Origin of the sequence: Tissierella praeacuta DSM 18095 (genome assembly GCF_900128955.1) — a bacterium.
Lineage (GTDB): Bacteria > Bacillota > Clostridia > Tissierellales > Tissierellaceae > Tissierella > Tissierella praeacuta.
Genome location: NZ_FQTY01000003.1, coordinates 15,379 through 38,857 on the forward strand (window position 1 = coordinate 15,379; position 23,479 = coordinate 38,857).

A 23,479-nucleotide genomic window follows, 5' to 3' on the forward strand; every position below is an offset into this window, starting at 1 on the left:
AACAATTCCCACCATATGGCTGGAAAGAATCTATTGTTATTATTTGAATTAATAGTAAAGGGTTTTTAAAAGGATAGAATTTCTGAGATAGTTATATTATTATAGAATATAGCAGTACTAGTGAAAAGGGAATATATTTTAGTATAGAGGAGCTGAGATAATGTGGAAACATTTATTTCAAGATCACATATTAGGAAGAGGGTTAGATTATTTTATTTGTAATCTTGTTACAAATGTATATGTTAAAGACAATATAATAGAAGCTACTGTATATGGAACTGAAGAATATAAAGTTGAGATTGTGAAAAAGAATGATGAAATAATAGAATTAAGTTGCAACTGTCCATATGCAGATGGTGGAAATAATTGCAAGCATATGGCTGCAGTATTATTTTATTTAGAGGATAAAGAGAGAGTCTTAAAAATAGAAGATATAGAAACAAGCATCACTAAATTAGTAAAAGAAGCTGACTCTGTTCTAGTTGAAGATTTTTTGATCGATATTCTGAAAAATGATGAAAAATTATTAAATAGGTTTAAAAGTAGATTGCAATGTGATATTTCACCCGCAGATATGAAGCGTTATAAAAATCAAGTAAATAGTATTTTTAAGAGATATGCAGGACATCATGATTTTGTTGATTATAAAAATGCCTGGGGCTTCATATCAGAACTTGAAGAGATTCTAGATAATGATATACAAGCAATGGTAGATAATAATCAACTGGAAGAGGCCTTTGAACTTACTAATTATATATTTATTAAAGTAGGAAATCAAGATATGGATGATTCCGATGGAGGAACCGGCCTGGTGGCCAATAGTTGCTTAGAGATATGGCAAGAAATATTAGATAAGAGTAGTATTGAGCTTAAAAGAAAGATATACAATTGGTTCACTGGGCATTTGAATGGTTCAGTTATAGATTACATGGAGGATTATATAGAAGAAATTATATTTGATGACTTTAAAGAAGATGAATTTATGGAAGAGAAAATTATTTTTCTGGACAATAAGATAAGAGAATATAAAAAACAGGAAAATTCATGGTTTAATAGTTATGGACTTGGTGAAATGATCCTACGACGTATAAATATTATGGAGGAAATGGAGGTAAGCCAAAATATAATTGAAGATTACTGGAAGGAAAATTTGGAAATTAATGAAGTGAGAAAACATTATATTGATATTTACATAAATAGAAAAGACTATGATATGGCAATTAAATTACTTAGGGAAGGTAAAGACAAGGAAAAAGATTGGCCAGGAATTGTAACCAATTATAGCTTGAAGCTAAAGGACTTATATAAACAAATTGGAGAACAGAAACTTTATGAAGAAGAACTATGGTCATTAGTATTAAACTATAAAGCAGGAGATATGGAATTATATAAAGAATTAAAATCATTTTATACAGATAAAGAATGGATGGAAAAGAGGGAAATAGTTTTTAGTAAATTATCCCCTTATAGAGGAATTGATAAACTATATGAACTTGAGGAATTATATGATAGATTAATTAATATAATTATAAATTCTAATGGATTGTATATGCTAATAGAGTATGAAAAAATTTTAAAAGATATTTATCCAAAAGAACTTCTTGATAAATATGAAAATACAGTAAAAACTATGGCAAGGAATACTTCTGGCAGGGCACACTATAGAGAGATAGTATCTATTTTAAGACGAATGAAGAAATATCCAGAAGGTAAAGAAAAGGTATCTGAAATTGTAAGTGATTGGAGATTAAGATATAGGAACAGACCTGCAATGATGGATGAACTAAGTAAATTATAGTATACCAAGATTCTTTTATTCTGGATAGGCTATACTAAATAGGACAGATTTTCTCTGAATATGATATAATAAGTATAAGAGGCATATAGGTGGGGGAATATAGATGAAAATATATTTTGATATGAACATATACAATAGGGTGTTTGATGATCAAACACAGATGAGAATAAGATTTGAGTCTATTGCAATAGATATTTTATTTGAACTAATCGAAAAGAAAAAATATGAATTAGTATGGTCCTTTGTTTTGGAATATGAAAATAGTAGAAATCCTTTTATAGAGAGGGAACTTAATATCATATCTATTTCTACCTTGTGTAATGAGGTAATACAGCCTAATGATAATATTAAATTGATAGCCAAAGATATAGTTATGAAATCAAATACAAAAGATAAAGATGCATTACATCTTGCCTCAGCTGTATATGGAGGTTGTAAATATTTTATAACCTGTGATGATAAATTTATAAAGACAGTAGAAAAAAATAGAAATCATTTGAAAGAAACAATCAAAAATATTAAACTATATAATCCTATAGATTTTCTTAGAAAGGAGATGGATATTGATGTTATTGAATGAAAAAAGCAAATTCACAGATAAAGAAATAATAGAAAAAGGTTCTAGGGCATTAATAAAGGAACTGGGCTACTCTGGATTCTTACGGTTTATACGCCACTCCGAGGGTATAAGCAAAGAAGATTATTTGAAACTAGAAGATGAAATATTTGATGGTATGTCTTTAGATGAAATGTTTGATAATGCAAAGAAACACTGGGAGAATAGATAATAATTAATACGAAAATATTTTGCCGCCTTTGAAAATTAAAAGAAAATATGAAGAATAAATAATTTAAATTGCAAAAAACAAAGCTCTCAAATATTTATTAATTTGAGAGCTTTGTTTCTTACAATATTGATGAAAAAATTTTAAAAACTAATGATAAATATGTACAAATTAGGAAATACGCCTTTACACCAAGGGGATACTATCTTTTCACGACATCTTTATTATCCTCTCAAGGCACGTTGAAGTCGTAACACTGCTTACAAGGAATGAAGTGAATTGTAAGTAGATGTACGCCTCATGCCAGGAATGTCTAAGAAGACGAGCGATAGCGAAGGCTGATTGGTACATTCTACGGCTGAAGTATCAATTCTGATGACGTATTGTGGTTCTGATAAGAAATAATAAGCTTCCACCATAACATGTAGTGGTTTGGGGACGGAATTTGGGTCAAAAATCGGCTAAAAAACACCGATTTTTGACCCTTTTAAATAGGGCGTTTGACAGATGACATTCGATAATTAGAGATATTTAAAGGGTAAATGATTAAATTCGTTGTTAGAATGGTGGGTAAATCATATACTATATATAAGTCTATTTGGAAAAAGAAGTTATCAAGCATTATCATTAAGAATGCCATCTTCATTTTATTGTTTATTATTATCTTTATAAAATGGGAAAGCTATTTTTGATATGTTGCTAAGTTCAACACAAAAGTAGTTATATAAAGGATATCCCTAATAAATAAATGCATATGGTATATTTCTTAAGACATAATATATATGTGGAGGGAGACAATGTTAAAACACCTATCTTTAAAAAAATAGGAGAATTTTGGTTGCTTGTGGACTGTACTATTAGGTTCACTGCTACATTTTACTTTTGAATTATCTGGAGAGTCTAAATTGGTGGCTTTATTTAGTGCGGCAAATGAGAGCATATGGGAACATTTGAAATTAGGATACTTTTCATTATTATTTTTTATGAAATTAGAGTATTTTTTCATAGGAAACAATATAAAAAATTTCTTTACGGGGAAGTTTGTGGGAATAACATCCATGTCTATATTCATTATAATTATATTTTACAGCTATGAGGCTATAACTGGAAGTCATAATCTAATAGTAGATATTGGATCTTTTGTAATAGGTGCATTAATTTGCCAAGTAATAAGTTATAATATTACGAAAATAAGTATAAGTTTACCTGATAGTCTTGGATTAATGATGCTTATACTTCTAGGCTTAGGCTTTATGATTTTTACATTTTATCCATTACATATACCATTATTTATGGATTCAAAAGGATTTTATGGTATAAAATGATAATTTTTCTAGAATTAAGTTGTGTTAGGTAACTATAATATACAAATGAATTGTAACGATTAAAATATGTATAAAGAATATATTAAAAAGCTTGAATATATAGATGAATACTATTGTTCAAGCTTTCAATAATTTATTTTAGTAATAATGTAAGGTAGTAGAGATTTTATTTCTATTCTTTTATTACTGGTTTATCCCTATCTCTTTCCATTAAAAATTTTATACAATATATTCCTGCTAATCCTACTAGGCCATATATAATTCTACTTAGAAATGCATCCTGTCCTCCAAATATTGTGGCTACTAAATCAAATTTAAATAATGCAATTAATCCCCAATTTAATGCTCCTATTATTACTAAAATCAAGCTCAATGTATCCATCAAATTTCTCCTTTCAATTTTATAATTTGTAAATATTTATTTAGTCTTAGTATTTCTCATTTTTATTAAAATAAACTTATAACTTACAAAATTGTAACATAAGTGATTTTGCGAACAGTTTATTAAATAGAAAAAACTGATGAATTTAAAATTTATCAGGCTAAAGCATTTAAAAAGCCATATATTTATTATTCTGTTAATATATCAAGGCATCCTAAGACAATATGTGCTAATCCATAACCAATTATCCCAGTTGTTATCATAGCTTTTCTATTTTTAGAGTTCATCATTTTTCTTGTAATATCAGTTTGAGTCATTGCAATAGCTCCACCTGTAACAGCTATTCCAAGTAATGCTGGTAAGATTCCTTTTTTCACATTAAATCTCTCCTCTTTTAATAATAGATTATTATTTATTATCTCTATAACAAATTTATTTATTCAAATTATTATACTGAAAGACCTGCTTGCTATACCTGACCAAATAAGGATTACTAATATATCATCTATAATTTGTTGCTCTTAAAAATTCTTAAACAAAATTGAATTAAATTTATAATAAAAAGTTTATTTTAAAACATACTAATAAAGCAGGTGTTTAATATGGATAAAAATGTTGAATTTTTAAATTATATTTATCAAAATGCAGAAATGGGGAAAAATACACTTTCTCAATTAATTGACATCACTGAGGATGATAATTATAAGGAATTGATTAAATCACACTTGATAACATATATAACAATTTATGATAATACAGAAAAAGAATTGCAAGAAATAAATAAAAAGGCAAAAGGGATTAATATTTTTTCAAAATCGTCAACTTCTACCATGATAAATCTAAAAACCATGTTAAATAAGTCTACCTCATATATTTCGGAGATGTTAATTCAGGGTAGTACTATGGGTATTATTGATATGACAAAAAAATTGAAAGAATATAATAATGTAAAAGGGTATGTACTTTCTATTGCTAATGAGTTACTTACATTTGAGAGAAATAGTATAGAAGAATATAAAAAATATCTTCAATAGATTATTTAATAGCAACATCTATTTATTTAATATATTAAAGGAGTTAATAAATTATTAAGTAATGATTTATTGTGAAAAAATATGTTTATACCTAGTAGAATTATATTTGAAAAAGGTTCAATAAATTATAATATAGGAAGAAATATATATGATAATTTTAGTTCAAAAGATAATATTGAAATAATAAATTTAAACTCTAATAAATACAAAGAGTATATTCCAGGGGATAATTTATATTCTCAATACAGAGAAGGCAAGAAAACTTTGATAGTTGGGGTTAAAAGGGGCATCAAGTTTCAGTCATGCAAACCATCCGCCCATTTTCAACTTCCCCTAGTATCTGGATGTATGGGACAATGTGAATATTGTTATTTAAACACCAGATTAGGGGATAAGCCCTTTGTTAGAGTATATGTAAACATAGAAGAGATTCTAGATACTGCTACAAAGTATATAAATGAAAGGCTACCAGAAATAACAATATTTGAAGGAGCTGCTACCTCTGATCCAGTACCGGTAGAACCATATACAGGTTCCCTTAGACAGTCTATAGAATTTTTTGGCAAATTAGATAATGCCAGATTTCGATTTGTAACGAAATATAATGATGTAGATACACTTCTAGATATAGAACATAATGGTCATACGGAAGTGAGATTTAGTATAAATACATCATTTATTATAGATAAATATGAACATTTTACTACTTCTCGGAATAAAAGGATAGAGGCAAGTATTAAGGTTGCAAAAGCAGCGTACCCCATAGGGTTTTTAATAGCACCAGTATTTATTTATCCTGGTTGGAAAGAAGATTATAGTGATTTGCTAATGGAATTAGCGGAGAAACTCCCAAACAATTTAAAGTTCCCAATAACATTTGAAATCATATCACATAGATATACAATAACAGCAAAGAATAGGATCCTCCAAGTATTCCCAGAAAGTGAACTTCCAATGAAAGATGAAGAACGGAAGTTCAAATATGGACAATTTGGATATGGGAAATATGTATATGATGCAGAAGTTGTTAATGAAATAAAGGAGTTTTTTACAGAGAATATTGGTAGGTTGTTTGAATATAAGAAACTTTTATACATTATATAAGACTGTTATATAAAATCAATAAAGATCCAAAATCATTATAATATGATAATATGGTTTAGCTGATAGTAAATACACTTATATAAGTGGTGGTTTTTTGTCAGGAATTGTTCCTGAATACAATCCTTACACCTTTAAGTCCACCTGTATTTCAGGGTTATAGGTAATTATATTATATATAATTAATATGATTACTATCAAGAGATTTGTGATTCGTTGCCCTAGAATTGGAACAAAAAATGAAAAACTATATAATAAAATAGAAATACCAAGGTTTGGGAAAATTAAAGGCTAAGGAGACTTGGCCTTTTTTTATGCCCAAAAACAGAAAAGAAAGGACTGAGAAAAATGTCAAAATTATTTATGTATGGTACATCCTTGGAAGGAATAGAGCAACAGCCGTAGAATGTTTCCAATCATTTCTCTCTAGGGTCGAGTTCTTGGACATTATTGGCATGAGACCTACCACTATTTATTTCATAAATAGGGTTAGGGCTTCAATGCTTATGGTTCCTAATTTTCAACCAAGGAAAAGTGGCATAGTCATTAATAATTATTTTAACTGCCAAGGAGGTGTAAAAGGTTGCAACTGCAATGTTATTAATGTTAACAAAAGATGGGATAAATGTGGATACATTGCTTCAGATTTTAAAATTAAATTCTTTAAGGGACTTTTTCTGTATCTAGATTGAATAAAAATATTCAGACTTACATGATAGGCAAATTATGATATAATATACATATATCAATAAGGTGGAAAGAGGTGCTAAAATGGAATTAAATATTAGACCATCAGCAGATTTAAGAAATAAATATAATGAAATATCTAAACAGTGCAGGGAAACTAGAGAAGCTGTGATTATTACTGTAAATGGTCGTGGCGATACAGCTATTCTTGGATTACAGGATTACAAGCAAATGAAAGCGGAATTAGAATTGCTTCGAACTCTTGCAGAAGCGGAAGATGATGTCAAAAATGGAAGAGTGGATTCCATGCAAGAATCTTTAGATAGACTTCGTGAATCTTTGGTAAATAGGAAGAATGAAAATGTATAAGATTATGAGAACAGACAAAGCAGAAGATCAACTGAGAGATATAATATATTATATTGCAGATGATTCAGGTAGTGTTGATACTGCTCTCAAATATTTGGATAAAATAGAAGAATCCATTAATCGTTTAAAAGAGTTTCCTAACTCAGGAAGCATACCTAGATATTCGATTTTGAAAAAACAAGGGTATAGAGTAGTCATTGTAGAGAAACACCTTATATTTTACAAAGTAAATGAAGAAAAGAAAACAGTTATTATATATGCTATAGTTGATGGAAGAAGAGAATATCAAAATTTAATATAGTTAGATCACAATAATCCTAAGCCATATAGCAGCTAACTTTAGGGCTTTTTCTATATCCATTATAATTTAATTTTTAAGGGAGATGAATTTTTTGATGATTGGACTTTCAAAAAAGAAAGTATAATAAATAAGAAATATACCTACCACCAAGGGAGCAATGTCATATTACGACATCATTATTATCCTCTCAAGGCACGTTGAGGCAGCAATTCTGATGACGTATTGTGGTTGGGACAAGGAATAATAGACTTTGACCACAACATATAGTGGTTTTGGGACAAAAATTGGTGAAAAAATACCCTTTTTTGACCCTTAAAAATAGGGTGTTTGACAGATGACATTGGATAATTAGGGATATTTGAAGAGTAAATGGTTAAATTTAGTTGATATTATGGTAGGTGAATTATATACTGTAGATGAATAAAAGTATAAAAGTACGACGTTCCTTATTAGGAAAACAATTAGTCTTGTACCACTTTAAAGAAACCAAAGAATCCAAATAGCCCTAATAAATTTGTGTTATCTGTAAATATTCCCAGTAAACCGAATAATCCTAATAAGCCTAAATATCCAAATTTATTAATTCCATTAAGTTTTTTATTCATAAGCAATTCCCCTTTCATTCAGATATATATATTATATTAATAAAGTTATAGTTATATGAGGGAGGTTGGTTAAAAAATGAAATTATTCAATGAAATAAGTGAGCATTTATCTGGTATGGATGTAGAGTGGTATCTATGTGGCGGGTTTGCTATCGATGCTTATTTAGGAAACATAACAAGAAAGCACAAAGATATAGATATAACGGTTAGTTTTAATGATATGAAAGAATGTATTCAATACCTTAAATCAAAGGGGTGGGAAATAGATGCACCTGTTGGTAATCAAAGGTTAGTACCAGTGGAATTTGCTCTTCAACATTCAGAATTAAATTTTGATAATATATGGTGCTATAAGAAAGGGGCAGATTTTATAATAACTGAAAAAGTTGATGGACCATTTAAGTATATGAAATTTATTGATAGAGAGCAAACAAAACTTGACTTTATAGAAGTAATATTTAATAAAATAGAGAATAGTATTTTTTATTATCAAAAGAATCATAATATTACACTTGATATAGATAGTGCATTTATAAAAAGGGGAGAAGTTAGTATTCTTGCTCCTGAAATTGTATTACTCTATAAATCTCGAAACTATGAAAATCGTGATTATCAACATGACTTTGATATGGTAATAAATAAACTCGATAAAGAAAGATATGACTGGTTCATAAATGCTATGAATACAGCATATCCTCAAGGGCATATATGGATTAAGTAAGAATACAAATGAATAAATTAATGTCGAATTATTTATAAAGTGTTCAGGAGGTCTAAAAATGAGTAACCCACGCGGTATAATCATATTTGGGGCAAACGGAAGCGGCAAGACTACGCTTGGACGTGAGTTGGCTAACATGTTGAATTTTAAACATATGGACATAGAGGATTATCACTTTGAAAAATCAGAAATTCCATACACGGTAGAACGATCGTATGAAGACTGCTTGAACTCAATACTCTCTGACATAAAGAAACATCATTCTTTTGTCATCTCTGCAGTCACTGGAGACTTTGGTGACATAATTCCAAAATTGTACGAACTCGCTGTATTTATCTCGGCACCGATAGAACTGCGTATTAAACGCATAGAACAACGAGAGTACGATAAACACAGAGAACGCATCCGCAAAGGGGGCGATATGTATGAACAACACATAAAATTTGTTGATTTCGTAGCCTCACGTTCTATATCAAGGATTGAACAATGGACGACAGAGTTATCTTGCCCAGTTTTGCGAGTGGACGGAACTAAAGACATTTCCCAAAATGCAAAATTGATTGTGAAGAAGTATTTGGAAATTCAGAAAAATAAATAGTATAAACATAATCTACAGTGAATCGCAAAGGAGTGATTTAATTGAAAAGGGCAGTAATTTTATTTCCAAAGTTTAATAACATTGATACTATTAACAATATAAGGGGTAAATATGACCCACTTGCTAATTACATTGCACCTCATATTACAATTGTCTTTCCATTTGAATCTGATTTGACAACGCATGAATTAAAAGAGCATTTCAATAAGTCATTGAAAGGCATAAAAAAGTTTAACATCATGCTTAATAATATTACAGGTGATTATAGAGATGGATATCTATTTCTTAATGTAAAGAAGGGGAATGATAATATTATTGAATTACATGATAAGTTATATAGTGGATTATTAGAAAAGTTTATATTTAGAAAGGTAACATATTTTCCTCATTTAACCGTTGGCAAGATATTTGAACAGAAGCAATTTGATGATGCAGTTGATGAATTAAATTGCTATAATGAAATTTATGAAACATTAATTGATAAAGTATTTGTAGAAAATATTGATTTGGATGAAAAGTCAATAATTGAGTTTTCATTTGATTTAGAATAAATTGTATAATGTTTATAAATTCGAAAAATATAGAATTTACTATAAGGATTTGGCGAATGGTGAACAATGTTGATAAGCTGCGAACCTAAACACTATTAGTGACTAACACATAGGGTAGGGGCTAATTTTAACGTTTCTGAATTTGCCATAATAAGAATTGAGTAAAACCTAAATATAGAAAATATTTTCATATAAAGATATAATAAATAAATTTATGAATATTAATATTTCATATTTGAATTTAAATTATTTATTATTGGGGAGGTTGGTTGAAATTAATATTGAAACTGAAAGACTTATTTTAAGAGAATTTGTTAAAGGGGACTTTTTATCAATTCATAATTATGCTTCAGACCCAGAAGTTGTAAAATATCAACCCTAGGGTCCTAATAGCGAAAAAGATACTCAATTATTTTTAGACCAAAATATTAAGTATCAATTTGATAACCCAAGATATGATTATGAGGTTGCAGTAGTTAAAAAAGATGACAATAAATTAATTGGGGCTTGTGGAATACATTTATCGAATCTCAATAATAGAGAAGGATGGATTGGGTATTGCTATAATCAACAATATTGGGGAAATGGTTATGCTACAGAAGCAGCTAAAGCAATTATCAAGTTTGGATTTAGACATTTGAATCTGCGTAGAATTTTTGCAACTTGTGATCCAGATAACTTTGGTTCAGCAAAGGTCTTACAAAAAATAGGAATGATTAAAGAAGGATGTTTAAGGGAAAATAAATTACAAAAAGGGCAATGGATAGATTCATTGTTATATTCTATTCTCGAACAAGAGTATAGGGACTGAACAAATTATGATATAAGTCAGTAGAAAAGAATTTATATTATGTGTGATAAACGTATTAGATTTAATTTGTCCTAATAGTAGATATGACAGATTAAAAGAAATTTACTAAACAATTGATATTACTGGGGTAGGTTATGTTTAAGTACTCTGCCTTCTTATTTTATAAATTTGGATTTGTCATAGTGCGTAACATGGTGTAGTTATATGAACCTGAAATTTAATAAAAAAATGGCGAAGTTTAGGTCAAGAAGACCAAATAAACTTCGTCATTTTTTTATGCCTAAAAACAGAAAAGAAAGGAATGAGAATAATGTCAAAATTATTTATGTATGGTAAATCATTGGAGTGAATAGAACAGCTAATAGTTATGGGTACTAATTTTTCTGAGTAGCAATGATATAGTTTATTATTTTACAAGAATTAAAAAACTTTACTTTAGATTAAGCCTTGTGTTATAATTGCACTAAACAACCCACACCCTAATTAGAGATGTGGGTATGGAGGTGCGAAATGGATAAAAAATATCTTTATAAAGCTTTCAAAAATAATGGTGGAATACTAAGAACTTATCAACTTAATGAACTCGGATTTTATAGTAGACAAATAAATAAATTAATAGAAAATGGTGACATTGTAAAGATAAAAAGAGGATTTTATGAACTTACAGGTAATATATACCCAGAAGAAGTTGTAATAGCAAGATTATTTCCTAATGCAGTAATTTTTCTTGAATCCGCTTTGATGGTATATGAATATACAGATAGGATACCTTCATCCTGGCAAATAGCTGTAGATAGGAACAGTGAAAAAAATCAATATAAAATAGATTATCCATTAATAGATGTATTTTATATGGAATCAAAACTTTTAGATGTGGGAGTGGATATAAATCAAATAGAGGGTGTAGATGTAAAAATATTTAATAGAGATCGAACAATATGTGATGTTTTACGACATGAAAGTAAAATAGAAAGGGAAGTATTTAGCAATGCTATTCAAAGATATGTAAAAGACCCAAAAAAGGATATAAAAAAGCTCCTAGAATATTCTAAGGTATTAAATCTAAAGAATAAAGTCCAAACATATATTGGAGTGTGGTTATAATGAAAAATAAATTAGAGTCAATATTAGCAAGACTTAAAAATGAATCAAAGAAAAAGGGTATTTCATTACAATAATTACTAAATTTATTTTGCCAAGAAGAATTTATTAGAAGACTTGCTATGTCAAATTACAAAACCAACTTAATTCTTAAAAGTGGCTATTTTTTATATTCAATTAGTGAATTCACCTCCAGACCAACAATTGATGCAGATTATTTGCTGAGAAATTATTCTAATGATATAAATACCATAGAAAAGCTTATTAACGAAGTTCTCCTTGTAAAAACTAAGAATGATTTTATTGAGCTTCAGATTAGAAACTTAGAAGTCATTAGTGAGTTTAAGGAATACAGTGGTGTTAGAGTTAACCTTATTGGAATTATTGGAAGAACCAGAACTCCTTTTAGCATAGATTTTGGTGTTGGGGATATTATAGTTCATTCACCAGTTGAAAGGACTTTGCCAGTTTTACTTCCAGATTTTGAACAGCCTAAGATTTTTACTTATTCCTTAGAATCAACAATAGCAGAAAAAATTGATGCAATTATTTCACTTATGGAAATGACAGGTAGGATGAAGGATTTTTATGACATATTCTATATAGCAACAACATTCGACTTTGAGGGAAGAAAATTGCAAGAAGCACTGTATGAAACCTTATCAAATAGGGGAAGAGCATATGAGAAGGACTCGATTACTGATATCCTTAGACTAACGGAAGATACAGAAGTTCAAAAAAGATGGGATAATTTCTGCAATAAGATATTAAATTATAAATTAGATTTTATAGATGTTGTTAATATAATTATTGACTTTATATCACCACCTTATGAGTCAATTCTTAAGGAAGATGAATTCTTTGAAAAATGGGATTCAAAAAAAAGAAAGTATGATAAATGAGAGATATGAATTTTACCACCAAGGGGGTACTAGATACTTACGACATCTTTATTGACCTCTCAAGGAACGTTGAAGTAATTGTGAAACTAGAAAGATAATAAAATATAGTGATAGCAAGAGTTTGAGCCATTGAATGTGTGGATGACATTTGATGGTTTTTGTATGTGGAAACATATCCACTTGATTTTTTAATCAGTGGTGATGAACTGTACTTCAAAGACTGGAAGACCACAAGTAAGGGAATTTGACAAATTTAGTAAGAAGATTAATCAAAATAATCAGGTAAACAAAGAAGAAAGACTAGAAATACAGTTTGAATTAGGAATAGTGATGGAACAGATGGTGGATTATTATGATTAAATAAATAGGAGCAGTAACATAGATTGAGGAAAAGTTACTGATCTGATGTTAATATAAATATTCTAAGATTAAAGTCTTCGGACAGAGCTAAGGGTTTTAATGTTGGAGTATTTTGTAGAAATGAATAGGTAAAATAATCTTTATATTTCGTAAATGATGGAATCATAGGTTAAGAAAACATGGAGTATACTATAAAATTAAAGTATGTTATCTCTTAAATTGTTACGGTGTATTTATGTATGTAATAAATAATAATAGATTTTTTGAAAATCTAAGATAAATATTCTATAAATTTATTCTAAAAAAATTTTTTAGAGACTGACATAAGGAATATAAATGAGGAGAAGTCCATAGAAAGGATGCATTTAATGCTGCTTAAGATGATATTGCTAATAATTATTTAATCAAAGATTGTTATCACGTTCTACTTGACAAAATAATTATTAGCAATTTAAGAAAACTATAAAATTAATCAGATAAAATTATTCAGAGGTCTATGTCACGTATGTTTGACTACCTAAAATTAGACATTTTAAATATTTTGACTCCATTTTACTGATAATAGTTTATAGGATTGAATAACTATTTAAAAGTGTTAAAGTATAAGATAGATTTGTTAGAGTATGGTTTTATTATTGTACGTTACGCAAATTAACCATTATGAAAAAACACGTTTCTTGCAGGATACCCCCCAACACCCTCTACTGAAACTACTTGGCAATTTAAATTTTGTATGGAGGGATATTCTATGACATTTGGAAAGAAAATAAGAGAAGCAAGAAAACAGAACGGATTGTCTCGAGAGGAATTGGCAAAAAGATTATTCGTATCAAGAACTGCGATAATAAAATGGGAACCCTATAAGGGAATGCCGGATATTGAAAATTTAAAAATGATTTCCAGACTTTAACAATCTATAAATTTTTGTATTTGTAGTACCAGCTTTAACTATTTTCTCAATTGAAGACAATGGTTTATTATTTATTTCTTTTTCCATCTTTTTACTTCAGCTTTTATTTCTACATTTGCTTTTAAATGATTCATTAAAAACTTCTTGCAGTAATCCGTAAGATTCTTTAATAAATGAAATCTATCACTGACTTGAATTGCTCCTGGATGAGAATTTTAAATGGAATTAGAATATGTAATAGAGCCATTTCGTGAAACTACCTTAAGATTTGGAAATGTCTTCCAGGTAACTATATCATTATATTCCCTAGAGTTAAGCATATCAACAACTCTATGAGTATCTATATCAATCATAACTGTTCCATAGGTTTCACGCTTTTTTATTGCAAAATAATCAATATACCTTTTTTATATTATTCTTATTAATACTTATCATTGTTTTTTAAGAAATTGCAAATAGTACTTTTTCCTATGCTCGAAATTCTAGTATTTATCATCTTCACATCTGATATAGAGCTAACGTTTTGAGATATATTAATTGCTTCATTTTGTAAACGGCTAGTCTTTTTATATTTAAACTCAATAAAATCAAAAGTTTAGGTAAATGTTGTATGCTTACAATCCTTGTTTACACAGAACATCTTTCTATTGCTTACTGTATAGTCAGATCTTGAAAGTTCCTTTTATAATGTGAATGTACTTTAGTAGAATGAGTATTGCAATATGGACATATAGCATATTCACGTACTGACCTTACATTTATATAAATATTATCATTTAAGATAGAATAATCAACATATTCTAGATTTTCATCTAATAGTTTAATAAGTTCTTTCATATAAAAATCTTGTGAAGAGTATAATAAATCAGAGGTTTTAAATATAGTAGATAGAAAGTTTAATGATAAAAAAACTAGAAATAGCAGTAAGTGATCTGACCTATGTTAGGGTAAAAAATAAATGGAATTATATATGTACTCTAATAGACCTTCATAATAGAGAGAGAATCTATTATTCATTTGGAAGAAATAAAGGTGTTAGTTTAATGGAGAGAGTTCTTTTGAGCTATAGATATTCTTTAAGAGATATAAAAGCATTTCATTCAGATGGTGTTAGAAAATATGATAATAAAAAAAGAAGATGTACTACAAAACTTTAAAAATTGAAGACTAAGTAGAAAAGGAAATCCTTATAACAATGCTGTAAGTGAAGCCATAAATAAAATATTAAAACAAAATTGATATATTAGAACTCACGGAGTTTTAGATCATATAACTTTCCTGGAATATAGAAAAACAATCAGCTAGAATAAATAATAATATGATATTAAGAATAATTTTGTATAAAAAAGTTATCATTCTACAGGAAAATTTTAATTTTGCTAAAATATTTAATAACTTAAGTAAAAAAATGTCGCAACATGTTGAAAATTCAGGTAAATATCTTGTTGATATAAATGACAGTATAATACATAATTAATATAAAGATATTATTACTAATTTTATAAAAATCAGTTGCTTAAATTGTAAAAGACAAATAAGAGAAATATTGGATTGACATAATACATTAAAGATAAGATGAGATTTTAATGACTAGAAAGTGTTACTGTGAAGATTCAAATGAAGCAAATATTCTGTTGACGATGTTAATTAACTTATCTACAAGGCTATATAATTAGGCATAAATTTTTAGAAGAAATTTTAATAGGCAAGATGTTTTTAAATGATTGAAGCACAGAATAATAAGGGAAAAGGTCCAAAATTAGATAAATTAATGTTATTAAAAGTTAGTTGACGTTCATACAAGGGCTTTCGGATCCTTAACATAATATTAGGTCGTACTTATATTATTCAACATAGAGAGGCGAAAACCCTTTTTGAAAATAGAGATATTTTAGAGTTATAAGAAAAAGTCACTGTTTATATTATAGTGATTCCAAGTGTTAGGAGTTATGATTAACGCTATTATCATGTTAAAGGAGGTGAACAAAATGAGTAAAAAAGAAAAAAAACCTTCAATAGTAAAAGTGAAAGTTTCAGAAGGTCCTTCTGGAGCTTCTGGTACATGCCATTGTAGTAACTAATCTGAAGAGGGCAATATTATATTGCTCTCTTCTTTATAAGATGAGTATAGGTAATAACTTTATACACAAAATTTAAAGGAGATCAATAGGATGATATTTCCGGTGTACTCTGGGGGTATTGATATAAAAGTTAGCGGTGAGGCTTTATAGCATGCCCTTAAAACAAAGCAAAGTGACACTCTAGGACTTTTGAGAGTGTACTAATATAAATAGGGGGGAATTTATGTTAGGATTTTCAAATAAGATAATAATTCTCAAAGATAAAATTAAAATTAAAAATAGTTGTGATTTTTATGATATTAATGATGAGATGTATGATTACTTGAAAAGATTATATGAAAGTGGTTTTAAAGAATTTAATTGTGAAAAAGATGTAGATCAATTTTTGATTGATGAAAATATTGTTATAACGGTAAATTCAAACAATAAATATAATCCGTTTGTAAAAAAGCAAAAACATATTCAAACAGAATTAAATAGAGTATTTATTCAAGTTACTGAGCAATGTAATTTAAGATGCAAACACTGTTATGTTGAATCGTGTCCGAGCAAAACAACGAAATTAACGAAAAAAGATATAATTCAATTCGTAGAAAAAGCTATTGAGGTTGGTATAACCCAAGTTGATTTTACTGGCGGGGAAATTTTTATGGAAGATTATATTTTTGAATTATTGGAATATTTATCTCAGAAGCCAGTAACAGTAACTTTATTCTCAAATCTAACAATTTTAAATGAAAAACAAATTTTAAAATTGAAGAAGTATAGTTGCTTAAGAGATATAATCACAAGTATCGACTATAATACACCTGAAAAGCACAATGCTTTTAGAGGTGGGAAAAATGCATACCAAAAAACACAAAATAACATTAAGTTGTTATTAGATTCTGGAATAAAAGTAAAAGTTAATACCATGGTTATGGATGACAATCACCAAGATGTAGTTGAAATATTTAAAGGTTTTACGGCTAAAGGTATTATATGTAATTTAGATAACATAATTCCTGAAGGAAGAATGAGAACTAAAAAAGAAATAAATGAGAATGTTAAAAAGAATGCGTTGGTTATTTCAACAATAATGAACTGTTTCCAAGAGAAAAAAGAAATATGTATAAAAAATATAGAGACATTTAACAAGGAAATATCAGGAGAGTTTTGTGGTGTAGGAAAATCTATGATTTATATTACGGCATCTGGTGACGTAACATTATGTCCAAGCCTTACTGAAGGCTTCAAATTAGGAACTATATATGATAAGGATCTATCAAACATTGTAGATAACTTGAAGAAATTTAATAAACTTAGTTGTGAAAAAAGTGATTGCGAATTTATTGAAAGATGTACTGGTGGATGCAGAGCAAGAGCAATGAGATATTTAGGAGGAATAACGAACCCTGATCCTGTAGCTTGTATTAAGTTTGGAGTTGATAAGTATGAAAATTAAGAGAAATTTTTTATATAAAATAATAGGAGATGAAATGTTAATTATAAATATGTCTACTGGAGAAATATTTGAATTGAGTAAAGAGTATATTGATGTAATTGAAAAAATATATAGTGGGATAAATATTGATAATGAATGTGAGAGTAATTTGGTTAAGGAGCTTGAGATGGAAGGGGTAATTAATCTTGAATATTGTTGATAAGCTAAAAAAAATAAACGAATATTCTTTTTTCGCAGATTATCATCCTAGTAATTTTATTAGAAGAATAGCATACAAAGCGTTTACTAAAAATGTAAGACCAACTGAACCAAGTTTTGTATCTTGGAACTTAGTGAATGAATGTAATTTAAACTGCTTTTTCTGTAGTGCTGATGCGAATAAAAAGAAATCCAAAGAACTTGATTATGAAAGTTGTATGAAAATAGTTGACTATTTAATCCAAAATAAAGTCTCATATATACAGCTCTTAGGTGGAGAACCTACCCTTCATTCTAGATATCTAGATATTATTGAAAAATTAATTTATTCCAATATATTCGTCGAATTAGTAACAAACGGGAGCGGAATTGACTCTGATGCAGCTGAACGACTTTCGAAAATGCCTAAGGAATTTTTAAGAATAAAGGTGAGTTTGGATTCATCAGATAAAATTATTAATGACAAACAGAGAGGAAAAAATAGCTTTCAATATGCTACCAATGCTATAAGTCTCTTATCAGATCGAGGCATTATCAATTTGAGAGTTCAAATGGTGGTGACAAATTTTAACAAGGATAATATTTTTGAAATGTATAAATATCTACATAAATATAATCTAAATTCATTTGGAATAACTATGCTACTCCCAACGGGAAGAGGTAAGGAATTTGAACCTCCTGAAATAGATCACAATATACTTGATCAAATTTTAGCGATGATTGATTATTATGATGATAAAAAGAAAATTAAGCTGGAGAAATTTCATTTTGGTTATATCCAAAACATTATGAAGGAAGAGAGTATTTGCTATGGGGAAATAGATGAAAAAACCTCAAATTTAATATTTAAGATTAAATGTAGCACTGGAATAGTTAAAATGAACATTGACTCTAATGGAGATGTATATCCTTGTGATTATCTTAGATTTCCTGAATTTAAAATGGGCAATATATTAACAGACACTCATGATGAGATATGGAATAATAAAAAATTCTTAGAATTGGTAAATCTTAACAGAAATGATAAGAAAGAATGTAGCTCTTGTAAGCATAAAAAGTGTTGTACAGGTTGTACAGGGCTTGCTTATGAAAAATATAGAGACATTAGGAGAAAAGACCCAAACTGTAAGATTGTAAATTAGAAGGAAAAGAGGTATACGGAATGTTATACAATAATTTTGAAGAAGCAACTGTAGAGATTGAAAGCAGTATAATCGAGAAAATTGATTTTGAAAAATTAATAAATGACTGCATTAAAATGGGATTTAATAAGTGTATTATTCATATTGAAGAGGAGAAAAAAATGAAACAAATAAATAAATATCTTCTCAAATATAACAGTGAAATTGAGTTTTATGTTTATCAGGATAGGCTGTTAAATAAGCAAGAAAATCAAGAAGTATTCTATATGAGTGAGCAATTAAAGGAGGATCCAAATATAAATGAGATATTTATCTATAACTTAGATTTCAATAAAGATAACTCCATAGAAGGTATGCTGGATTTTTTCAAGGAAAAAGAAGAAATCTTAGAAAGATATGAATACATTATTATTAAAATTTTTTTTGTTAAGAAGATATTAATTAATATGAAACAGTTTAATGATGCATTACAGAAAATTCCGAGAAGTGTAAAAATATATTATGAATCAAGTTTTATCCCAACACAAACTTGTATTGAACATCCGTGTAATATATATTTATGCTCTGGGGCAAATTGCCATACAGTAAAAAGTAAGTTTCCAAGAGAACTTTATATTGATGAAAGTGGAAGTATTATTCCGTATGGAATTAAAAATAAGGAATTAACAGTTGGGAATATTTTAAAAGAATCATTAGCATTAAATCTCGAAAAATATAATAAATCTCCTGCTCATAATAAATTCATTGAAAATTGTAGATATATCAGAGCTGAATATCTTACAATTTGGCCATTTTCTTTTTTCCCATTTGGAGGTATTGTAAATGTCATATCAGAAAAATCTTAACATTTATGTAAGTAATATTTGCAATTTAAATTGTAAATATTGTTATAGAGAAAAGAGCAAGCATAATATTAAAAAAACTCATTCAGAACAAATATTAGAAAAACTTAATGAATTTAAAGAAAAAGGTATAGAATCCATTCATTTTACTGGAGGAGAACCTTTATTGTGGCCAGAGCTTTTAGAAACATTAAGAGGTGTAAAAAAATTTGGATTTATGACTAACATTACAACTAATTGTACAATTGAAATACCTGAAGAACTTATTAAATTAGTTGATAAATTTATTCTAAGTATAGATGGACTGCAAAATACAATGAGAGTTCATAGAGGAATTCAGGATTTTCATATCATTGAAAAAAATTTAAATAAACTTATGAAGAATAACAGCTGTATAGACTTAAATGTAGTTGTAAGTAAGCATAATTTGGATGTATTTCATTCAGAAATATTCAAAATTATAGAGAAATATATGCTTAAAGACAATATAGGAAAGGTTACAATATTATGCGTATATAGTAAAGATTTAAAATTTAAGCTAGAAAATGGTGATATCCTAACATTTAACAAGAATGTGCAAAAACTTATACAATTATTAGGGTATAAAATTAATATTCAAAATAATATTTTCTCTAAAAATAAATTTTTAGAATTATTAGACATAGGTGCATTTAAATTTCCTATTTGGTTCGATATAACAGAAAAGGTGTTTTACACTAGCATAAAGAATAAATATAATACCTTAGATGATTTATTTGATAATTACAATGATGATAGTCAGAAATTAATTGAAAATCTTTTAAGCCATAATAATGAATATCTAGATCCAATTGGAGGAGCTATAGAATGAATATTGTTCAGATAAAGAATTGTAGTAAAAAATATAATAAAAATGAATTTTTTAGTATAGAAAATATTGATTTAAAAATCGGGAAAGGTGAGATAGTTGGACTTATCGGACCTAATGGAGCCGGTAAGACAACACTTATAAAAACTTTAAGCGGACTTTTAAAACCAACAGAATATGAAGAATTTAAAATCTTAGGAGATGATATCTATAAAGGAAAAATGAAAGTCCCTAAGGTTGGCTTGGTTTTGAATTCAAACCAGATGTATGATGGCTTAACTGTTATGGAAAATATTCAATTTTTCTTGAAAATGCACAAAATAAAGAAAAACAAAGAGGAAATTATGAGCCTGCTAAAAAGGTTTAATCTGCAAGGTCGAGAAAGTTCCCTAGTTAATAGTTTATCCACTGGAATGAAGCAGAAGCTTAACATAATAAGAATTGTTCTATTAGAGGTTCAATTTTTAATACTGGACGAACCTACAAGTGGGTTGGATCCTGTATCTAAATCAGATGTTCACAATCTGTTATATACACTTTCTAAAGAAATGAATATAACTATTTTAATAAGTTCGCATATTATGAATGAGGTTCAAAGACTTTGCACCAGAGTTGTGTTCCTTAATAAGGGGCAGATCATAAAAGATAACAATATGGACGATATTTTTAAGGAATTCCATAAGGATGTTATAGAGCTTAGGATATCTAAAGATGAGACCAAAGAAATGGATAAGAGGCTTAGAGATTACGGCATAAAGAAATACATTATTTGGAGTCAGAATGATAACAGCACTGCCTTAATAATGGAGAAGATAGCACGTAAGGAGACTTTTATTTCAAAGCTTCAAATAAGTTCGTTCAATGAAAGACCTGTACAATTAGAAGATGTATTTTTCTATGAATTGTATAAGGATAGATTGGAGGGAAACTAAATGCTTATATACCTTATGTTAAAAAGTCTTCTTCGAAATAAGTGGAACATGGTTAAATTATTTTTAATCTCCCCTGTAAATGCTGTTCTTCCAGTAATCTTATTAAGTGGTGTAATAGGCACAAATATAGATAAAACCATAATTCTAAAGATTTGCTTGTGGTCATGTTTTTATTTTACTATATTCGAGATAATCTCAAGGAGGATGGAATTTTTTGGGAGTGAGAAAATTCAGGATGTGTTACTTTCGAGAATTAGCTTACATAAATATAATTTCTATCAGACAGTTGCGGTAAATATTTTATATATTCCATCGCTTCTTATAACACTGTATCTTTATAATTTTATATTCCATTTGAATATTGATTTTATATTTGCAATTATTTGTGCTTTCTTTGTTTTTATCAACAATGTAATTGTGAGCAACATCATGCTTGCCGTTCACTTAAAAACCCAAAACTATTTCAATAGGTTCAACTTTGGAATGGATATTATCTATATAATAAGTGGTGTATTATACCCTATAAGTATACTTCCAAGATTTCTAAGAGGAGTTTCACAGCTTATACCAATAACCCATGTTATTAGTTTCTCTGAAGGAAATGTTTCTCATATAGAAATAGCAATTTTGGTTTTTTTAATTATGATGGCGTTTGCATTATGGAACACAGAAAAAAGCATAAAGAAGTACATTTTATCAGGAGGATTCTATGGGTAGCATTATATTGAAGAATGTATTTTTTTATAAAAGAAACTGGAAAGAATTGTTGTTAAATACATTAAGAATCTATCTAAGTGTGATTCCTTTCTATTACTTCGCTCTATCACAATCAAGGGGAGCAGAAAGCATAAGGTTTACTTTATTAACTTTAATTATTGCAGGAATAATAAGCAATACGGTTATTGCAGCAAATTACGAACTTTACCAAGAGATTATTAGCGAAAAAATGATAAATTTTAGGATTGCTAATATTAAAATAACGGAGTATATTTTTGCTCAAACGATTTTTTATTTTTTCATTTATCTAAGCCAATATATTCTGGTTTTAATTGTGATGAATATCTATGGAATTATTGATGTGAAAGTTTCAATATATACCATAATAAATACAGTACTATTTATGGGAATAATAGTTGTTATATCAGCGATTATAAGCGGCATTCTAGCAGCATTTACTCTTAAAACAAAGAGGTTTGCCTACAGCTCCATAATGATGAGTGTTATATTGATATTCTCTGCATGTTATATGCCTTACAGATTGATGAACTCTGGTTTTAAAGGAGTAGCTCTTTTATCACCATTCACATATATAATAAATATTTTTAGAAGTGCATTTGATGTTGAAAGTTTGATTTTTCCAATTGGAATAATATATCTGATACTGATTATTCAAATTTTAGTTTTGGGATTTATATTGGTGAGAATATTATGTAGATATTTTAATGAATTGATAAACAACACCATATAACTTCGAAGAGAGAGTAGGATTATATTAACAACCAAATAATACTAACACTCTTATAATGGGTACAGCCCACATATATGTAAAAATTGGCCATGTGATGGGGTGATTCTCCAAAAGCATTCATTATTTAAATTTCAAAACTAGATTTAAAAAAATTTGTTATTTAATAAATGTTATGCAAAGTGCC

Annotated in this window: 30 protein-coding genes and 2 pseudogenes; 27 read left to right on the forward strand and 5 right to left on the reverse strand. The window is 28.2% G+C overall.

The window, feature by feature from the left end; genetic code table 11:
• Positions 1-160: 160 nt before the first annotated feature.
• From BUB33_RS04740 to BUB33_RS04755, 4 genes are all read left to right on the forward strand, one after another.
• Positions 161-1,798, forward strand: a complete 1,638-nt coding sequence (locus tag BUB33_RS04740) for an SWIM zinc finger family protein (protein WP_072973764.1) — start codon at positions 161-163, stop codon at positions 1,796-1,798.
• Positions 1,799-1,901: 103 nt separating this feature from the next.
• On the forward strand, positions 1,902-2,378 hold the full coding sequence (locus BUB33_RS04745) for a PIN domain-containing protein (protein WP_072973766.1): 477 nt from the start codon (positions 1,902-1,904) through the stop codon (positions 2,376-2,378).
• Positions 2,365-2,586, forward strand: coding sequence for a hypothetical protein (locus tag BUB33_RS04750; protein ID WP_072973768.1), 222 nt, complete (start codon positions 2,365-2,367; stop codon positions 2,584-2,586). The genes BUB33_RS04745 and BUB33_RS04750 overlap by 14 nt, the downstream gene beginning before the upstream one ends.
• An 839-nt stretch (positions 2,587-3,425) precedes the next feature.
• Positions 3,426-3,908: a DUF6512 family protein gene (locus BUB33_RS04755; protein WP_072973770.1), complete on the forward strand. Its 483-nt coding sequence runs from the start codon at positions 3,426-3,428 to the stop codon at positions 3,906-3,908.
• A gap of 172 nt (positions 3,909-4,080) precedes the next feature.
• Here BUB33_RS04755 and BUB33_RS04760 read toward each other — a convergent pair whose 3' ends face one another.
• Together BUB33_RS04760 and BUB33_RS04765 are read right to left on the reverse strand one after the other, a co-directional pair.
• Entirely contained in the window at positions 4,081-4,290 is a 210-nt protein-coding gene (locus BUB33_RS04760) for a DUF378 domain-containing protein (protein ID WP_072973772.1), read from the reverse strand.
• 188 nt (positions 4,291-4,478) lie between these two features.
• Entirely contained in the window at positions 4,479-4,667 is a 189-nt protein-coding gene (locus BUB33_RS04765) for a hypothetical protein (protein ID WP_072973774.1), read from the reverse strand.
• A gap of 225 nt (positions 4,668-4,892) precedes the next feature.
• Here BUB33_RS04765 and BUB33_RS04770 point away from each other — a divergent pair, with 225 nt between their 5' ends.
• The 5 genes from BUB33_RS04770 to BUB33_RS04790 all read left to right on the forward strand — a co-directional run bounded on the left by BUB33_RS04770 (position 4,893) and on the right by BUB33_RS04790 (position 7,782).
• On the forward strand, positions 4,893-5,324 hold the full coding sequence (locus BUB33_RS04770; protein WP_072973777.1) for a hypothetical protein: 432 nt from the start codon (positions 4,893-4,895) through the stop codon (positions 5,322-5,324).
• 81 nt (positions 5,325-5,405) lie between these two features.
• Positions 5,406-6,428: a spore photoproduct lyase gene (gene splB, locus BUB33_RS04775; RefSeq protein WP_072973779.1), complete on the forward strand. Its 1,023-nt coding sequence runs from the start codon at positions 5,406-5,408 to the stop codon at positions 6,426-6,428.
• Positions 6,429-6,700: 272 nt separating this feature from the next.
• Entirely contained in the window at positions 6,701-7,117 is a 417-nt protein-coding gene (locus BUB33_RS04780; RefSeq protein WP_143154883.1) for a hypothetical protein, read from the forward strand.
• A 79-nt stretch (positions 7,118-7,196) separates the two neighbouring features.
• Positions 7,197-7,481 carry a type II toxin-antitoxin system Phd/YefM family antitoxin gene (locus tag BUB33_RS04785; RefSeq protein ID WP_072973781.1) on the forward strand — a complete coding sequence of 95 codons (285 nt, stop codon included), beginning with the start codon at positions 7,197-7,199 and terminating at the stop codon, positions 7,479-7,481.
• Positions 7,474-7,782, forward strand: coding sequence for a type II toxin-antitoxin system RelE/ParE family toxin (locus BUB33_RS04790; RefSeq protein ID WP_200778128.1), 309 nt, complete (start codon positions 7,474-7,476; stop codon positions 7,780-7,782). Before BUB33_RS04785 ends, BUB33_RS04790 begins: the two co-directional genes overlap by 8 nt.
• Positions 7,783-8,243: 461 nt before the next feature.
• On the opposite strand, the gene BUB33_RS15985 is transcribed toward BUB33_RS04790, so the two are convergent.
• On the reverse strand, positions 8,244-8,387 hold the full coding sequence (locus tag BUB33_RS15985) for a hypothetical protein (protein WP_159429162.1): 144 nt from the start codon (positions 8,385-8,387) through the stop codon (positions 8,244-8,246).
• A 76-nt stretch (positions 8,388-8,463) separates the two neighbouring features.
• Between BUB33_RS15985 and BUB33_RS04795 the strand changes: the two genes are divergently transcribed.
• The 9 genes and pseudogenes from BUB33_RS04795 (at position 8,464) to BUB33_RS04825 (ending at position 14,341) form a co-directional block, all read left to right on the forward strand.
• Positions 8,464-9,108, forward strand: coding sequence for a nucleotidyltransferase domain-containing protein (locus BUB33_RS04795; protein WP_072973785.1), 645 nt, complete (start codon positions 8,464-8,466; stop codon positions 9,106-9,108).
• Positions 9,109-9,166: 58 nt separating this feature from the next.
• Entirely contained in the window at positions 9,167-9,706 is a 540-nt protein-coding gene (locus BUB33_RS04800) for an AAA family ATPase (protein ID WP_072973787.1), read from the forward strand.
• A 41-nt stretch (positions 9,707-9,747) separates the two neighbouring features.
• Positions 9,748-10,257, forward strand: a complete 510-nt coding sequence (locus tag BUB33_RS04805) for a 2'-5' RNA ligase family protein (protein ID WP_072973789.1) — start codon at positions 9,748-9,750, stop codon at positions 10,255-10,257.
• Between the two features lie 214 nt (positions 10,258-10,471).
• A complete protein-coding gene (locus BUB33_RS16295; protein ID WP_200778129.1) occupies positions 10,472-10,639 on the forward strand; it encodes a hypothetical protein in 168 nt (55 codons plus the stop codon).
• A gap of 18 nt (positions 10,640-10,657) precedes the next feature.
• A pseudogene (locus BUB33_RS16300) lies at positions 10,658-11,068 on the forward strand (GNAT family N-acetyltransferase); the annotation flags it as partial.
• 510 nt (positions 11,069-11,578) lie between these two features.
• Entirely contained in the window at positions 11,579-12,172 is a 594-nt protein-coding gene (locus BUB33_RS04815; RefSeq protein WP_200778130.1) for a type IV toxin-antitoxin system AbiEi family antitoxin domain-containing protein, read from the forward strand.
• Between the two features lie 104 nt (positions 12,173-12,276).
• The gene (locus BUB33_RS04820) at positions 12,277-13,071 is read left to right on the forward strand and encodes a nucleotidyl transferase AbiEii/AbiGii toxin family protein (RefSeq protein WP_327191965.1); all 795 of its coding nucleotides are present in this window, start codon (positions 12,277-12,279) and stop codon (positions 13,069-13,071) included.
• Positions 13,072-13,272: 201 nt separating this feature from the next.
• Positions 13,273-13,431, forward strand: coding sequence for a hypothetical protein (locus BUB33_RS15990; protein WP_159429163.1), 159 nt, complete (start codon positions 13,273-13,275; stop codon positions 13,429-13,431).
• Positions 13,432-14,179: 748 nt separating this feature from the next.
• Complete coding sequence (locus BUB33_RS04825) at positions 14,180-14,341, forward strand: helix-turn-helix transcriptional regulator (protein WP_084725182.1); 162 nt, start codon at positions 14,180-14,182, stop codon at positions 14,339-14,341.
• Between the two features lie 215 nt (positions 14,342-14,556).
• On the opposite strand, the gene BUB33_RS15800 is transcribed toward BUB33_RS04825, so the two are convergent.
• Together BUB33_RS15800 and BUB33_RS15805 are read right to left on the reverse strand one after the other, a co-directional pair.
• Positions 14,557-14,694 (reverse strand): hypothetical protein, encoded by a 138-nt coding sequence (locus tag BUB33_RS15800; protein ID WP_115322197.1) that lies wholly within the window; start codon positions 14,692-14,694, stop codon positions 14,557-14,559.
• Positions 14,695-14,992: 298 nt separating this feature from the next.
• Positions 14,993-15,178 (reverse strand): hypothetical protein, encoded by a 186-nt coding sequence (locus BUB33_RS15805; protein ID WP_132983273.1) that lies wholly within the window; start codon positions 15,176-15,178, stop codon positions 14,993-14,995.
• Positions 15,179-15,200: 22 nt separating this feature from the next.
• On the opposite strand from BUB33_RS15805, the pseudogene BUB33_RS04835 reads away from it, so the two are divergent.
• The 9 genes and pseudogenes from BUB33_RS04835 to BUB33_RS04875 all read left to right on the forward strand — a co-directional run.
• Positions 15,201-15,571: pseudogene (locus tag BUB33_RS04835) on the forward strand (IS3-like element ISSwo1 family transposase); the annotation flags it as partial.
• Positions 15,572-16,645: 1,074 nt separating this feature from the next.
• A complete protein-coding gene (locus BUB33_RS04840; protein WP_072973795.1) occupies positions 16,646-17,866 on the forward strand; it encodes a radical SAM/SPASM domain-containing protein in 1,221 nt (406 codons plus the stop codon).
• Positions 17,856-18,065: a hypothetical protein gene (locus BUB33_RS04845; RefSeq protein ID WP_072973797.1), complete on the forward strand. Its 210-nt coding sequence runs from the start codon at positions 17,856-17,858 to the stop codon at positions 18,063-18,065. Before BUB33_RS04840 ends, BUB33_RS04845 begins: the two co-directional genes overlap by 11 nt.
• Positions 18,052-19,206 carry a radical SAM/SPASM domain-containing protein gene (locus BUB33_RS04850; RefSeq protein WP_072973799.1) on the forward strand — a complete coding sequence of 385 codons (1,155 nt, stop codon included), beginning with the start codon at positions 18,052-18,054 and terminating at the stop codon, positions 19,204-19,206. Before BUB33_RS04845 ends, BUB33_RS04850 begins: the two co-directional genes overlap by 14 nt.
• Positions 19,207-19,226: 20 nt before the next feature.
• On the forward strand, positions 19,227-20,051 hold the full coding sequence (locus BUB33_RS04855; RefSeq protein ID WP_072973802.1) for a hypothetical protein: 825 nt from the start codon (positions 19,227-19,229) through the stop codon (positions 20,049-20,051).
• Positions 20,029-20,898: a radical SAM protein gene (locus BUB33_RS04860; RefSeq protein ID WP_072973804.1), complete on the forward strand. Its 870-nt coding sequence runs from the start codon at positions 20,029-20,031 to the stop codon at positions 20,896-20,898. The genes BUB33_RS04855 and BUB33_RS04860 overlap by 23 nt, the downstream gene beginning before the upstream one ends.
• On the forward strand, positions 20,895-21,827 hold the full coding sequence (locus BUB33_RS04865; protein ID WP_072973806.1) for an ABC transporter ATP-binding protein: 933 nt from the start codon (positions 20,895-20,897) through the stop codon (positions 21,825-21,827). The genes BUB33_RS04860 and BUB33_RS04865 overlap by 4 nt, the downstream gene beginning before the upstream one ends.
• Positions 21,828-22,544, forward strand: coding sequence for a hypothetical protein (locus tag BUB33_RS04870; RefSeq protein ID WP_072973808.1), 717 nt, complete (start codon positions 21,828-21,830; stop codon positions 22,542-22,544).
• Positions 22,537-23,295: a hypothetical protein gene (locus tag BUB33_RS04875; protein WP_072973810.1), complete on the forward strand. Its 759-nt coding sequence runs from the start codon at positions 22,537-22,539 to the stop codon at positions 23,293-23,295. Before BUB33_RS04870 ends, BUB33_RS04875 begins: the two co-directional genes overlap by 8 nt.
• Positions 23,296-23,479: the final 184 nt, after the last annotated feature.

Excerpts from the sequence above, each read along its gene's own strand:
- BUB33_RS15990 (WP_159429163.1), top strand. The coding sequence starts at position 13,273 with ATGAACTGTACTTCAAAGACTGGAAGACCACAAGTAAGGGAATTTGAC.
- BUB33_RS04770 (WP_072973777.1), top strand. The coding sequence starts at position 4,893 with ATGGATAAAAATGTTGAATTTTTAAATTATATTTATCAAAATGCAGAA.
- BUB33_RS04860 (WP_072973804.1), top strand. The coding sequence starts at position 20,029 with ATGTCATATCAGAAAAATCTTAACATTTATGTAAGTAATATTTGCAAT.
- BUB33_RS04815 (WP_200778130.1), top strand. The coding sequence starts at position 11,579 with ATGGATAAAAAATATCTTTATAAAGCTTTCAAAAATAATGGTGGAATA.
- BUB33_RS04865 (WP_072973806.1), top strand. The coding sequence starts at position 20,895 with ATGAATATTGTTCAGATAAAGAATTGTAGTAAAAAATATAATAAAAAT.
- BUB33_RS15985 (WP_159429162.1), bottom strand. The coding sequence starts at position 8,387 with ATGAATAAAAAACTTAATGGAATTAATAAATTTGGATATTTAGGCTTA.
- BUB33_RS04740 (WP_072973764.1), top strand. The coding sequence starts at position 161 with ATGTGGAAACATTTATTTCAAGATCACATATTAGGAAGAGGGTTAGAT.
- BUB33_RS04875 (WP_072973810.1), top strand. The coding sequence starts at position 22,537 with ATGGGTAGCATTATATTGAAGAATGTATTTTTTTATAAAAGAAACTGG.
- BUB33_RS04870 (WP_072973808.1), top strand. The coding sequence starts at position 21,828 with ATGCTTATATACCTTATGTTAAAAAGTCTTCTTCGAAATAAGTGGAAC.
- BUB33_RS16295 (WP_200778129.1), top strand. The coding sequence starts at position 10,472 with ATGAATATTAATATTTCATATTTGAATTTAAATTATTTATTATTGGGG.
- BUB33_RS04800 (WP_072973787.1), top strand. The coding sequence starts at position 9,167 with ATGAGTAACCCACGCGGTATAATCATATTTGGGGCAAACGGAAGCGGC.
- BUB33_RS04840 (WP_072973795.1), top strand. The coding sequence starts at position 16,646 with ATGTTAGGATTTTCAAATAAGATAATAATTCTCAAAGATAAAATTAAA.
- BUB33_RS04825 (WP_084725182.1), top strand. The coding sequence starts at position 14,180 with ATGACATTTGGAAAGAAAATAAGAGAAGCAAGAAAACAGAACGGATTG.
- splB (WP_072973779.1), top strand. The coding sequence starts at position 5,406 with ATGTTTATACCTAGTAGAATTATATTTGAAAAAGGTTCAATAAATTAT.
- BUB33_RS15800 (WP_115322197.1), bottom strand. The coding sequence starts at position 14,694 with ATGATTGATATAGATACTCATAGAGTTGTTGATATGCTTAACTCTAGG.
- BUB33_RS04745 (WP_072973766.1), top strand. The coding sequence starts at position 1,902 with ATGAAAATATATTTTGATATGAACATATACAATAGGGTGTTTGATGAT.
- BUB33_RS04795 (WP_072973785.1), top strand. The coding sequence starts at position 8,464 with ATGAAATTATTCAATGAAATAAGTGAGCATTTATCTGGTATGGATGTA.
- BUB33_RS04760 (WP_072973772.1), bottom strand. The coding sequence starts at position 4,290 with ATGGATACATTGAGCTTGATTTTAGTAATAATAGGAGCATTAAATTGG.
- BUB33_RS04750 (WP_072973768.1), top strand. The coding sequence starts at position 2,365 with ATGTTATTGAATGAAAAAAGCAAATTCACAGATAAAGAAATAATAGAA.
- BUB33_RS04790 (WP_200778128.1), top strand. The coding sequence starts at position 7,474 with ATGTATAAGATTATGAGAACAGACAAAGCAGAAGATCAACTGAGAGAT.
- BUB33_RS04785 (WP_072973781.1), top strand. The coding sequence starts at position 7,197 with ATGGAATTAAATATTAGACCATCAGCAGATTTAAGAAATAAATATAAT.
- BUB33_RS04855 (WP_072973802.1), top strand. The coding sequence starts at position 19,227 with ATGTTATACAATAATTTTGAAGAAGCAACTGTAGAGATTGAAAGCAGT.
- BUB33_RS15805 (WP_132983273.1), bottom strand. The coding sequence starts at position 15,178 with ATGAAAGAACTTATTAAACTATTAGATGAAAATCTAGAATATGTTGAT.
- BUB33_RS04845 (WP_072973797.1), top strand. The coding sequence starts at position 17,856 with ATGAAAATTAAGAGAAATTTTTTATATAAAATAATAGGAGATGAAATG.